We start from the raw sequence: 12,815 nt of genomic DNA on the forward strand, positions 1-12,815 counted from the left end.
CTAAAAATATACCGATTGGTATAATTTATAAACATTTAAAAAAACAATGTATGAACACGACCAACAACACCGTCCTTATCACAGGCGGCAGCGCAGGCATAGGATTCGAGATCGCCGCTTTATTATCGGAAAAAGGGAACAGGGTGATCATCACCGGCAGGGATGAACAACGGCTGAAAGCCGCCGCCTCGAAGCTCAAAAATACGACGGCCATTGCCGGCGATGTATCGGACCCCGCACAGGCGGACGCCCTGGCCGAAAGGATCGGCAGGGAATTTCCTGACCTGAATATTTTGATCAACAATGCGGGTAAAGCATATTACTACAAGCTGGGCGAGGAGATCGATGTAGCCCAAAAAGCGGATGAAGAGATGCAGACGAACTATATTTCTCCCATACGCCTTACGGAAAAATTATTACCTCTCCTGAAGAAACAGGATGAAGCCGCCGTCATCAATGTAACATCCATCGTGGCCTTTGCCCCCGGCCGCCGCCTGGCCACCTACGCCGCCAGCAAGGCCGCCTTGCACGCTTACACACGAACCTTAAGACTGACTTTAGAAAAAACAGCGCCCAATGTCAGGGTATTCGAGCTGATGCCTCCGCTGGTCAACACCGACTTCTCCAAAGAGATCGATGGTCACAACGGCATTCCGCCCCGGCAGGTGGCAGATGAGCTCCTGACGGCATTGGAGAACCACCAATACGAGATCCATGTAGGTAATACAGCTCAGCTCTATCAACTTTCATTGTCTTCACCCGCCGAGGCTTTCCGGGTGATGAATGCAGTTGAATAAAAAAGTACGAATATGACCGGGCTAAAAAGAAATATCCTCCTTTTCACCGTCATCGGCGCCGCCATGATGGAGCTGATAGATACGTCGATCGTCAATGTCGCCCTTTCACATATGAGCGGCAACCTGGGAGCTACCCTGGAAGATACTTCCTGGGTCATCACTTCCTATGCGATCGCCAATGTGATAGTCATTCCCATCACCAGCTTCCTGGCAGTGAAATTAGGCAGGCGTAGTTATTACATCGGGTCCGTGATCCTTTTCACCCTCTGTTCTTTTTTATGCGGACAGGCCACTAATATCTGGATGCTGGTGGCCTTCCGCTTTCTACAGGGCATGGGAGGAGGGGCGTTGTTGTCCGTATCCCAGGCCATCGTATTCGAGCTGTTCCCGAAGGAAAAGAGAAATGTAGCCAGCGCGCTTTTTGGCATCGGCGTATTCATAGGGCCTACTATCGGGCCGACGCTGGGTGGTGTCATCACGGAGTATCTATCCTGGCCCTGGATATTTTTCATAAATGTTCCCATCGGTATTGCCGTGGCCGTGCTTTGTTTTATGCTGCTGGGAGAGCCGGCATTGAAGCAGGAGGCAGGCCGGATCGACTGGGCGGGAATATTTTTGCTCGCTGTGGGCGTGGGATCATTGCAGACGGTGCTGGAAAGGGGGGAGACGGAAGACTGGTTTGATACAACCTATATCATTTATCTCACCGCCACGGCTGTCCTGGGTATTTTCCTGTTCATCTGGTGGGAGCTGCGGGTAAAGGAGCCTGTGGTGAACCTGCGTGTATTGAAGAGCCGTAATCTGAGCGTTGCGGCCATCCTCACCTTTGTCTCGGGCGTAGGCATATTTACTTCCGTCTTTATAACACCCGTCTTCGCTCAGCGCCTGCTGAACTTCACGCCGACACAAACAGGGCTGTTGCTGCTGCCCGGAGCTATTCTCGCCCTCGGCGGCCTGATGATCTCAGCGCGGCTGCTGCAAAGAGGGCTCTCGCCCCTGGTGATGATCTTTACAGGCATCGGGCTCTTCATCCTGTTCAGCTGGCAGATGTCCCGGCTGAATATAGCCGCGGGCCGGGCCGATATTTCCATACCGCTGATCTGGCGTGGCGTGGGACTGGCCATCATCACGGTCCCGCTCACCGCCCTGGCCGTCTCGGGGCTCGAGCCCAGGGACATGCCCCAGGGGGCTGCCCTCAACAATATGATGCGACAGCTGGGTGGCTCGTTCGGCATCGCGCTGGTCAATACGTATCTGACCAACCGCAACGCCATCCACCGGACAGACCTCCTCTCCAATCTTACCCCCGGCAATCCGCTGCTGGCAGAGCGCTTGTCAGGATATACCTACTATTTTACTACTAAAGGCGCGACCGCTCCGGAGGCGCAGCAACAGGCATTGAAATTATTGGATAATGCCGTGGTCCGACAATCGAATGTGCTGAGCTTTGGAGATGCGTACCTACTGATCGGGACCGTATTTCTTGCGGCGCTGCCCCTGCTGCTGCTGGCTGTCCGGAAAAAACCGTCGGCGCAACCTGCGCCCGTTATACTATCGGATCATTGAGAGAAACGTCGTATCTTCACCCGCTGCCACCTGCACCTTCGACCATCTGACTTATCCTTTGAGCAACGCGTAATTGCCATCCAAACAAAATTTTAATATTGTCTCTATCTGCATCCAATACAGATAACGACCTGTTTCACCGGATCGCCCGGGGAGATGAAAGGGCCTTCGAAGAGCTGTTCCGCCGGTGGGACCGCCGTATCTATCCTTTCGTGCTTAAAATGATCCGAACCCCGGCACTTGCCGAAGAGCTCACCCAGGAAATATTCATAAAGATCTGGCAACACCGGGAAAAACTAGTCGAAGTGGTCAACACCGAGGCATATATCCTCACCATTGCCACCCGCCACACACTGGACCAGATCAAGCGCCAGCTGAATGAGAGCCGGATGCTGGAAAAATTCTCCGCTATCAGGCCTCTTTCTCACAATGATACGGACGAGATGCTGCTCTTTCGTGACCGGGCTGCCCTTGTACAACAGGCTGTCGATCAACTCCCCCCGCAACAAAAAGCCGTTTACCTGCTCAGTCGCCAGGAAGGGCTGGACTATGATGCCATCGGGCGGCAGCTGCAGATCTCTCCCAACACGGTCCGCAATCATCTCGTAAAAGCCCTGCAGTCCATCCGGGCTTACCTGCATGACCAGGACCTGCTTCCCACTTTCCTTCTCACCTGCGCCTTTCTCCTGGTGAAAAAATAATTTTTTCATAAGACTAGTTCAAGCCTTTTTTTCGATCGTCTTTCATATATAAGATAACCAGACATGACTGCCCGCGAAAGGATCCACGAGCTGATAGATAAATACGCCGCCAATGCCGCCACCGTCGCTGAGCAGGAAGAACTGGCCCATTTGCTGCAGCAATCCGAGGGGGACGAAGCGGCAAAAAATTATCTGCTGGGGCTCCTGCAACAAACAACACCATTAGCAGAGCACAGCGATGCGAGATGGCTGGCCATTCGGGCGGCCATTGGTCTCAGCGCTCCCGGACCCCGGATCAGGAAATTCTCCCTGATCTTCCGGTGGACAGCAGCCGCAGCCATTATCGCGGGCATCACCACCTGGTACCTGTTCATGCCTGGTCCAACGATCAAGACACTGCCGCCATCGGCGGCTGTCCGGCACGATCGCCTTCCCGGCGGCAACGTCGCCCTGCTTACGCTGTCCGACGGCTCCGTCATTGCGCTGGACAGCGCCAGAACAGGACTCTTGACGCAACAAGGCAACACAAAGATCGCCAAGCTCAACAATGGTCAGCTGGCATACAAGTCATTGAACGAAAAACCAACCGCCCTTCTTTACAACACCCTCACCACACCAAGGGGCGGGCAGTACCGGCTGATCCTGCCCGATGGCACAGGCGTCTGGCTGAATGCCGCTTCCTCCATCACCTATCCCACCGCTTTCAACGGGGATGAACGGGTCGTGCGCATTGCGGGAGAAGTATATTTCGAAGTGCAGAGAGATCCCGCGCACCCCTTTAAAGTAACCTTCAACCCCGGCGCCGATTCGGGTTCCGTTGAAGTCCTGGGAACGCACTTCAATATCAATGCGTACCCGGATGAGACCACGGTGAAGACGACGCTGCTGGAAGGCAGAGTACGCGTGGTGAGCAAAGCCACCACGCTCCTGAAGCCGGGTCAGCAGGCAAGCCTGGACAATACGGGCCATGCGGCTATTTTCCAGGACGTGGATCTGGATGAGGTCATCGCCTGGAAGAATGGGCGTTTCCACTTCGAGGACGCAGACATCCGCACGGTGATGCGACAGATCGCCCGCTGGTATGACGTGGAAGTGGTTTTCGAGGGAACGATCACGACAGAAAAATTTGTCGGTGACATCCCGCGCAACAGCCGGCTGACAGAAGTATTTAAGATATTGGAATTAAGTAACGTGCATTTTAAAGTAGAAGACAAAAAGGTCACTGTTTTACCCTGACCTATTCAACAAACCAAACTAACATACTGAAATGAGAAAACTTCCCAACGCCCGCGAGGCCCCCTAAGTTATTGCACCGTCCCCTCGACGCTCAGGCGTCGTGGAGACCCCCACATAAAAGAAGCCGGGAGTGGTAGCACACCCCCGGCCGAAATGGGCCAACTTCATAAAAAGCATTGCAACTATTTTATTCGCTTAAACCCAATTTTTATAAAAATATGGTATTTACCGCTTTTTGCAAAGCCGGCCTGTTCAGCCTGCCTGCAAAGCCCAAAACTATGCTGGTTATGAAATTAACCACGATACTTATACTGGTTGGTTGTCTGCAGGTGTCCGCCGCAGGCTTTGCGCAGAAGGTCTCTATTACAACAAGGAATACACCCCTCAGGAAAGTCTTTTCGGAAATAAAAAGGCAAACAGGCTACCTGTTCTTCTATAATTCCGGGCTCCTGGAAAAGTCTCACAATGTCACGGTCTCTGCCAATGATGAGGAGCTGAAGGCCGTATTGGACGAATGTTTCAGGGATCAACCACTGACTTACGCCATTGTCAACAGGACTATTGTCGTCAGCGCCAGACCCCTGGTGGAAATGCCGCCAGCCATACAGCCAGATACGACCCCGACGCTGATACGTGTCAACGGAAAGGTCACCGAAGCACAGAACAATACGCCTCTGGCGGGCGCCAACATCACCGTGAGGGGCTCGGACATGGGGACGCCCTCCGGCTCCGACGGTTCCTTCACTATTCTGGTAAAGCCCGGCGCCGTGCTGGTCATCAGCTACGTGGGCTTTCAAAACCGTGAGATCCGGGTAAGGGACAACAGCTTCATTGCCGTCAAATTGTCCCTTAATGCCAATAAGGATCCCCTTGCCAATATGGTCGTGACAGGTTACCAGGTCATCAACAAGGAAAGCTTCACCGGCAATACCACCGTCATATCCGGCGAAGACCTGAAGAAGGTCAACCCACAGAATTTCCTTCAAAGTATACAGGTCTTTGATCCCTCCTTTGCCATCGTGCAAAATAACCTGGCAGGCAGCAATCCCAACATTCTGCCCCAGATCAATGTGCGCGGCTCCACAGCCCTCCCCAGCGGCAACGGCGACGTGCTCAGCAGGACCAGCCTGAACAGCAATGTCAACCTACCTACCTTTATCATGGATGGCTTCGAGGTGTCCCTGGAAAAAGTATATGACCTGGATGTCAACCGCATTCAGTCTGTCACACTGCTGAAAGATGCTGCCGCCACCGCCATCTATGGTTCACGCGCTGCCAACGGCGTGCTGGTCATCACCACTAAAGCGCCCAAAGAAGGCAAGCTGCAGATGTTCTACAACTACGAGCTCAATGTTACGGGCCCGGACCTTTCAGGCTATCATGTGCTGGATGCACGGCAAAAGCTGGATTATGAAATGCTGGCTGGCCTCTACAAACCCGTAGCCGGCATCACCCAGGACGATCAGGATGTTCGCTATTATGCCAAGGACAGAAATGTGGTCAGCGGTGTCAACACCTACTGGCTGTCTCAGCCTTTACGCACCACTTTCGGGCACAAGCACACCCTCTACCTGGAAGGGGGCTCTAGCTCCGTCCGTTATGGCCTCGACCTTCGTTACCAGACCTCTCCTGGTGTGATGAAAGGATCCACCCGTGACAGGTATACGCTGGGAATGGATCTTGCTTACAACCCCAACAGGGTCTTTTTATTTAAGAACGTGCTCACCGTCAACCAGGTCAATTCCAGCGAGTCCCCATACGGCGGTTTCTCCACCTACGCGACGATGAACCCTTATTATCCAAAGACGGATTCTGCCGGTCGGGTCATACAGGAGCTGGATTCCTGGATCATCGATACACATGGTTATGGAACGTCGCAGTATGTGACGGATGTCGTTCTCAACCCGTTGTACGACGCCTCCCTTCATAGCTTTAATAAATCCTCTTACCTGGAACTGATCGATGCGTTTTCGGGAGAGTGGAATATCTCCAAAGGCCTGCGCTTACGTTCACTGATCAGCTATACCAAAAAGAAATCTTCCCAGGACGTTTTCGAATCTCCCCTCAGTAACAAATATTTTTTCTACCCCACCTATCTCTTGTCGCAAAGAGGCGCCTATGCTTATCAGTCCATTGATGAGAATACGTTTGACGGCAGCGTAACGCTGAACTATAACCAGCAGTTGGGTGACCACTATGTCAACTTGATGATGGGATCCAATATCCGCACCTATACCTCGGACCTCAAAGGCTTCGGCGCCATTGGATTTACAAACGATAGATTTACGAACATCGGATTCGCCAATAGCTATCCACTGACCGGTTCACCCGGCGGCAATTTTAACAGAGAAAGATTGTTCGGAACGTTGCTGGGGCTCAACTATTCGTGGAAGAATAAGGTCTTGATGGACGTTAACCTGCGAGCTGACGGCTCTTCTAAATTCGGGTCTGACAACAAGGTGGCTCCCTTCTGGGCGGTCGGCTTGGGCTGGAACGCTCATAAAGAATATTTCTTCGCCCATAACTTCCCTGCCATCAGCCAGCTTCGTTTTAGGGTCAGCACAGGTATGACAGGCTCCGTATCCTTTCCGCCCTACCTGTCCAAAACGACCTACAGCTATTATTCCAGTTACTGGTACAGCACCGGTGTAGGTGCTTCGGTCAACAACTATGGCAACGATGCTCTCAAATGGCAACGCACCCGGGAAAGCGACATCGGTATGGACCTGGGATTGTTCAACGACAAACTGTTGTTCTCCCCACGCTATTACTACAAGATCACCAATGGCCTGCTGGCGGATATCAACCTTCCGCCGTCTACAGGCTTTGACTCCTATAAAGCCAACCTGGGCGACATGGCTAACCGTGGTTTTGAGCTGAATGTAAAATATACCATCGTTCAGAATAAGACCTGGACGGTCAACGTATTTACCAACCTCGTGCACAATGCCAATAAGATCCTAAAGATCTCCGATGCTCTCAAGGCATACAACAATAAGGTAGATCAGGCCCAGCAGACCGACAGCCTCAAAGCATCGCCGCTGTTGCGTTACAACGAAGGCCAGTCGGTGAATACCATCTACGCCGTACGCTCCCTGGGCATCGATCCCGAGAATGGTAAGGAGATCTTTATAAAGAAGGACGGCACCCATACCTACACCTGGGATGTGCGTGACATCGCACCGGTAGCAGACCCCACTCCAAAGGTCACCGGCAGCTTCGGGACCTCCATCGGCTATAAGCGATTCCTGTTCAATGCCAATTTCTTTACCATGCTGGGCGGAAAGGATTATAATCAAACGCTGATCGACAGGGTGGAGAACGCCGACCCGCGTTACAATGTGGACAGCCGTGTGCTGGCAGACAGATGGAAGAAGGCAGGAGATAAGGCGCTCTTCAAGAACATCTCGGACCTGAATACGTCCGAGCTCTCCGATCGTTTTATTCAGAAAGACAACGAGCTAACCTTGCAATCCGTCTACCTGAGCTACGACCTGGTCCCGGCCTCCACCGCACGGCTGGGTATGAGGACCTGCCGGCTGGCATTCACTATGAACGATGTGTTCCATTGGAGCACCATGAAAATTGAACGGGGTATTGACTATCCGTACGCCCGCAGCTTTACTTTTTCTGTACAAACAAGCTTTTAAACGTAGTAATATGAAGATATTTATTTGGACCCTTCTGCTTGCCGTCATGTTCTCCTCCTGCAAAAAATGGCTGGACGTGAAGCCCGAGTCCCAGATAGAAAAGGATGAATTATTCCAGACTGAATCGGGTTTCCAGGAGGCGCTGAACGGCGTATACACCAACTGTACCGATGCGAATTCCTATGGCTATCAGCTGACCTTCGCCATGCAGGACGTAATGGCCCAGAACTATACCATACCTCCCAAAGATTATTTGAAATATCTGCAACTTTCGATCTTTAATTACCTGGATCCGCACGTAGTGGAAATAAAGGACATTGCCTGGAGCAAACTGTACAATGCCATCGTGAATTGCAACCTGATCCTGCAGAACGTCGAGACGCACAAGACCTTGCTCAGCAACATCAATTATGGCTTGATCAAGGGAGAAGCATTGGCCCTGAGGGCTTACATCCATTTCGACCTGCTCCGGCTGTTCGCGCCTTCCTATGCTTCTGGAGCGACGGCAAAAGCGATCCCCTATGTCAAAGACTTCTCCAATACGGTCACACCCACTTCCACCGTCACGGAGGTGCTGAATGCAGCCATTGCGGATCTCAACGCAGCGAAGGATATCCTTAAGTCCGTAGACCCCATCCTTTCACCCGGCTACATCGTCGGTTACCCGGCTGCTAATGACGTCACATCTACCGAAGAGTCGCTGTCATCCCTCTTCTGGCAGAACAGGCGGCACCGGATCAATTACTACGCCGTGTGCGGAGAACTGGCCAGGGTCTATCTGTACATGGATAAAAAACAGGAAGCGCTGACCAATGCGCTGGAGGTCATCAACTCACGGAAATTTCCCTGGACAAAGGTCCCGGATTTCATCTCTGCCAATCCCCAGACTATCGACCGTATCCTCTATAAGGAACTTGTCTTTGCCTGGTACGATCCTTATAGGAAGGACGACCTGGTCTACCTGTTCGGCTCCGGCCTGTCCAGCCTTTACATCGAGAAGAATGCAGGCAATACATTATACGAAACGGGCGGTGTAGGAGGGGAGGATCTCCGCTTCAAGCAGTGGTTGAAGCCAGTGTCTGATGTATCGGGTGATCGGTACGAGCTGCAGAAATATGTCCGCGACAAGGATGCCAATCTACACTACCTGATGGCGCCTGCCCTTAGGCTGAGCGAACTTTACTATATAGCCTCCGAGTGTACTTACGACATGGACCCTGCAAAAGCCACGGCATACGTGGACTCCGTACGGTACCACCGGGGCATCAATGCGCCGTTGGCAGTCTCGGATAAGACGTCTTTTCTGAACGAGCTGGTAAAAGAGGCCCGCAAGGAGTTCTATGGAGAAGGTCAGATCTTTTATATGTACAAGCGGCTGAACATGAACCTGGTCGGACTCACCGGGATCAGCTACCCAACCTCCGATAAGATCTTCGTTCTGCCCTTGCCTAACACAGAGATCGATTATGGTCACCGATAATCAAATGAACATGAAAAAAATATTCCTTATAACAGGCATTTTTGTCATCCTCCTGGCATCCTGCCGCAAGGCGGCCTACATGCCCTATCATTCTTCCGATAATATCTATTTCGATTTTGACCCTGCTACCAGCGATAGGGACAGCATCGTTTACACTTTCGCCTATACGCCGGGAAAGGAGCTGGACACCGTCTGGCTTCCCGTTCGCATCTCCGGCAACAGGATCGACAGTCCCCGCACCTATAAAGTCGCGGTGACCGACAGCGGTACAACGGCCAAACCAGGGGTCCACTATGCCGCCTTGCAGCCGCAATATGCCATGCCGGCACATGAAGGCTACAGCGTCTTCCCCGTCGTGATCTACAATACCGATACATTGCTTACCACACGATCGGTAGCACTCAACCTTCATCTGGCGCCCACCGGCAGCCTGGGCACGGCCTTCTCCTCGCTTATTAAGGCGCGTATCATTATTTCCAATAAGCTGGAAAAGCCCTACTGGTGGAACATGTGGCTCGGGGGCTATTATTCGCAGGTCAAGCATGAATTATTCCTTATTTCCGTCGGCGTGCTGGACCTGTCTACAGATGGACTGGATGCACCAAAGAACCTGTACTACGTAGGGAAGCTGAACAGCTTCCTGGCCAACCCCTTCACATGGATCAATAACAACCCCGATAAGCATTACGTGCTGGAGCTCCGGCCGGACGGGAACTATGACTTCTATAATGAGAATACGCCTAACCACCGCATCCTGTACAAGAAAGATCCATCAGCCGGCAAATTCTTTTTTATCGACGAAAATGGTGCCAACGTCATTTGACCTGTAAAAACATACTGCAATGAAAAAACATCTTATATATATACTGGCGGTCTGGGGATTATTTGCCGCCTCCTGCTACAAGGACAAAGGTAACTATAGCTATCATATACCTCCCGCACCGGTGTTGAAGAACTTTGACACAGTGTACAGCGCCATAGTAGGGGATAGCCTCATCATTGCGCCGACAGTGACCATCGACGGCCCTGATCACAAGCTGGGATTCGAGTGGAAGATCGCCGTTCCCGAGGAGATGAGAGAGCTGGAATTTCATGGGCCCGCGATTCGCACCGTGTTTGGCCTGAAGCCCTCCCGCTATTTCGGACGTCTGACCATCATCGACAGCTCCAACGGTATGAAATATTTCTATGATTTCGCCGTCGACGGCAAGACCGTGTTCGCCACCGGTACCACCGTCCTGAGCAATGAATCGGGTAAATCGCAGATATCCTTTATATCGCCGGATGGTACGGTATTGCCCCGTCTCTACAGCGCCATCAATAATGGCGAAGAGCTGCCCGGGACGCCCCAGCAGGTGGTGGCCATGCTCAACCAGTACATCGTACCTACGGTCATCAATAGCTACTGGTTCTTCTTCGGAGACGGCACGGACAGGGGTATCCAGATAGATGCCAACACCTTCAAAAAGATAAAGACACTGCGTAGCAACTTTTTTGACCCTCCCACAGTGCCCGTGGCAGGCACCTTCTTTAACAGCCCAAATGGTGTCCTGGAAGGCGTCATCAACGGGAAATTATATGTGGGTGCAACACAGACCTGGTCCGGAAGCCCCGTCTACGGCATGTTCGGCCAGGCCGCAGACGGCGACTATACCATGTTTAAGGAAGCCATCTTCAACACCGTCATGCCTTATTTCGTAGGGTATGACATTAATCGCAGGCAATTCCTCTCCTTCACTAATTTCGGCAGTCCCGCTTACGCAGGCAATGATTACCCGGTGACGGATACGACGGCATTCGATCCCAGGAATACCCGCCTGGACCTTTGGCACCTGGAGCAGATCAACAACAACAACTGCTACGCGTTTGGGAAGGCTGCCAACGACTCGATATACCGGCTGAAGTTCGGGGTCAATTTTATCGGTGTCACCCAGTTCGCGCCCATGGAGAAAAAGCCCTTCCCCCGGCAGGATCTGGTCAGCGTAAACGCAAAATGGACCTCCTCGCCGACAGAGATCTTTTATTTCACATCCGGCTCGCATATCTACAGGTACAATCCGCTGAATGAGGAAGTAAAGGTGCTGATCACAGATTTCGGCGGCAAGGATGTCTCGATGATAAAAGCCATCGAAGGCGGCAATACCCTGATTGCAGGCGTAGACGGTGCCCTGTATATGCTGGATGTCAGCACAGGGAAGTTCGGAGATATAAAAAAGAAGATCGACGGAATACCCGGTACACCGGTGGATGCAGTGGTCAAATAATCAATAACAAAGTAAATCATCAATATGAAAAAGTCCCTCTTTATCTTATTTGTACTCTTATCGGCAGCAAGCTTTGCCCGCGCAGACCGTGGCTTTATCGTCACCGGACAGCTCACAAATTTCAAGGACAGCATCCTCTACATGAACTATGGATCTTTTGCCGGCTCGAGGACGGACACCGTCAAAGTCATCAATGGCCAGTTCGTATTTAAAGGCTCCGTGTCCGAACCCGTGCCGGCCATGATCTTTACACCTACATTCCGGGTCAAGATCGACCTGTATGTAGACAATACGACCATTAACATCACTGGCAACGCAGATTCCATGTCCTCTGTAAAAGTAATGGGCAACGCGGCCGTGGATGAGTTCGAAGCATTCAACCAGGCCGTGCAGGCCAACAGGCAGGCCACCATCGCCCTGTTCAACGAAGCCTATAACAAGAAGATAGCAGGTGATACGGCCGCCGCCGCAAAAATACAGGCGCAGGCAGACAAACAGTACGCCTACGAACACGAGATCCGTCTGAACTTTATAAAGACGCACCCCGCCAGCTATATCAGCGCGCGGGAGCTCCTGCAGATGACAAACAACGAGTCCCTGGCCGAAAGCCGGAAACTCTACGCCGCGCTGGACTCGAAGGTGCAGCAGTCCGCACAGGGTAGGGAAGTAGCCGACCGCATAGCTCTGCTCAGCAAGATCGAAACAGGCCGCCAGGCGCTGCCCTTTACACAAAGCAGCGTGGATGGCAAAACCGTCACCCTCGCCGACTTCCGCGGAAAATATGTGCTTCTGGAATTCTGGGCCAGCTGGTGCGGACCTTGCAGGGCGGAGAACCCCAATCTCCGCAAACAATATCAGCTGTATAAGGACAAAGGCCTTGAGATCGTCGGCGTATCACTCGACCATGACAAGGGTGCCTGGGTAAAGGCCATCGAAAAGGACCAGCTGCCCTGGGTGCATGTATCGGATCTGCAGGGTTGGAAGAACGCCGTATCCACTTCTTATGGCATTATGGGTGTACCCGCGAATTTCCTGATCGACCCACAGGGAAAGATCGTGGCACAGAATTTAAGGGGCGAAGCGCTTAATAAAAAGCTGGAAGAAATATTGCATTGATGCTT

9 protein-coding genes are annotated in these 12,815 nt (G+C 52.2%); all 9 read left to right on the forward strand.

Annotated elements, in window-relative coordinates:
• The first annotated feature begins 50 nt into the window (after nucleotides 1-50).
• The 9 genes from Q4E93_RS10755 to Q4E93_RS10795 all read left to right on the forward strand — a co-directional run bounded on the left by Q4E93_RS10755 (nucleotide 51) and on the right by Q4E93_RS10795 (nucleotide 12,810).
• Nucleotides 51-797, forward strand: coding sequence for an SDR family oxidoreductase (locus tag Q4E93_RS10755; RefSeq protein ID WP_303585047.1), 747 nt, complete (start codon nucleotides 51-53; stop codon nucleotides 795-797).
• 12 nt (nucleotides 798-809) lie between these two features.
• Complete coding sequence (locus tag Q4E93_RS10760) at nucleotides 810-2,363, forward strand: DHA2 family efflux MFS transporter permease subunit (protein WP_303585049.1); 1,554 nt, start codon at nucleotides 810-812, stop codon at nucleotides 2,361-2,363.
• 98 nt (nucleotides 2,364-2,461) lie between these two features.
• Nucleotides 2,462-3,064, forward strand: a complete 603-nt coding sequence (locus tag Q4E93_RS10765) for an RNA polymerase sigma factor (protein ID WP_303585051.1) — start codon at nucleotides 2,462-2,464, stop codon at nucleotides 3,062-3,064.
• A 63-nt stretch (nucleotides 3,065-3,127) separates the two neighbouring features.
• The gene (locus Q4E93_RS10770; protein ID WP_303585053.1) at nucleotides 3,128-4,300 is read left to right on the forward strand and encodes a FecR family protein; all 1,173 of its coding nucleotides are present in this window, start codon (nucleotides 3,128-3,130) and stop codon (nucleotides 4,298-4,300) included.
• A gap of 287 nt (nucleotides 4,301-4,587) precedes the next feature.
• Entirely contained in the window at nucleotides 4,588-7,950 is a 3,363-nt protein-coding gene (locus Q4E93_RS10775; protein WP_303585054.1) for a SusC/RagA family TonB-linked outer membrane protein, read from the forward strand.
• Between the two features lie 10 nt (nucleotides 7,951-7,960).
• Nucleotides 7,961-9,430, forward strand: coding sequence for a RagB/SusD family nutrient uptake outer membrane protein (locus tag Q4E93_RS10780; RefSeq protein ID WP_303585057.1), 1,470 nt, complete (start codon nucleotides 7,961-7,963; stop codon nucleotides 9,428-9,430).
• A gap of 10 nt (nucleotides 9,431-9,440) precedes the next feature.
• Entirely contained in the window at nucleotides 9,441-10,253 is an 813-nt protein-coding gene (locus tag Q4E93_RS10785) for a DUF4843 domain-containing protein (protein ID WP_303585059.1), read from the forward strand.
• A 19-nt stretch (nucleotides 10,254-10,272) separates the two neighbouring features.
• On the forward strand, nucleotides 10,273-11,694 hold the full coding sequence (locus Q4E93_RS10790) for a PKD-like family lipoprotein (RefSeq protein ID WP_303585060.1): 1,422 nt from the start codon (nucleotides 10,273-10,275) through the stop codon (nucleotides 11,692-11,694).
• A 24-nt stretch (nucleotides 11,695-11,718) separates the two neighbouring features.
• Nucleotides 11,719-12,810: a TlpA disulfide reductase family protein gene (locus Q4E93_RS10795; RefSeq protein WP_303585062.1), complete on the forward strand. Its 1,092-nt coding sequence runs from the start codon at nucleotides 11,719-11,721 to the stop codon at nucleotides 12,808-12,810.
• The last annotated feature ends 5 nt before the right edge of the window (nucleotides 12,811-12,815 follow it).

The sequence above is a fragment of the Flavitalea plasmicola genome (assembly GCF_030546645.1).
Taxonomy (GTDB): domain Bacteria; phylum Bacteroidota; class Bacteroidia; order Chitinophagales; family Chitinophagaceae; genus Puia.

What these genes read in the sequence shown, in the direction of transcription:
- Q4E93_RS10775 (WP_303585054.1), top strand. Translation starts at nt 4,588, where the DNA reads ATGAAATTAACCACGATACTTATACTGGTTGGTTGTCTGCAGGTGTCC.
- Q4E93_RS10760 (WP_303585049.1), top strand. Translation starts at nt 810, where the DNA reads ATGACCGGGCTAAAAAGAAATATCCTCCTTTTCACCGTCATCGGCGCC.
- Q4E93_RS10785 (WP_303585059.1), top strand. Translation starts at nt 9,441, where the DNA reads ATGAAAAAAATATTCCTTATAACAGGCATTTTTGTCATCCTCCTGGCA.
- Q4E93_RS10770 (WP_303585053.1), top strand. Translation starts at nt 3,128, where the DNA reads ATGACTGCCCGCGAAAGGATCCACGAGCTGATAGATAAATACGCCGCC.
- Q4E93_RS10790 (WP_303585060.1), top strand. Translation starts at nt 10,273, where the DNA reads ATGAAAAAACATCTTATATATATACTGGCGGTCTGGGGATTATTTGCC.
- Q4E93_RS10795 (WP_303585062.1), top strand. Translation starts at nt 11,719, where the DNA reads ATGAAAAAGTCCCTCTTTATCTTATTTGTACTCTTATCGGCAGCAAGC.
- Q4E93_RS10780 (WP_303585057.1), top strand. Translation starts at nt 7,961, where the DNA reads ATGAAGATATTTATTTGGACCCTTCTGCTTGCCGTCATGTTCTCCTCC.
- Q4E93_RS10755 (WP_303585047.1), top strand. Translation starts at nt 51, where the DNA reads ATGAACACGACCAACAACACCGTCCTTATCACAGGCGGCAGCGCAGGC.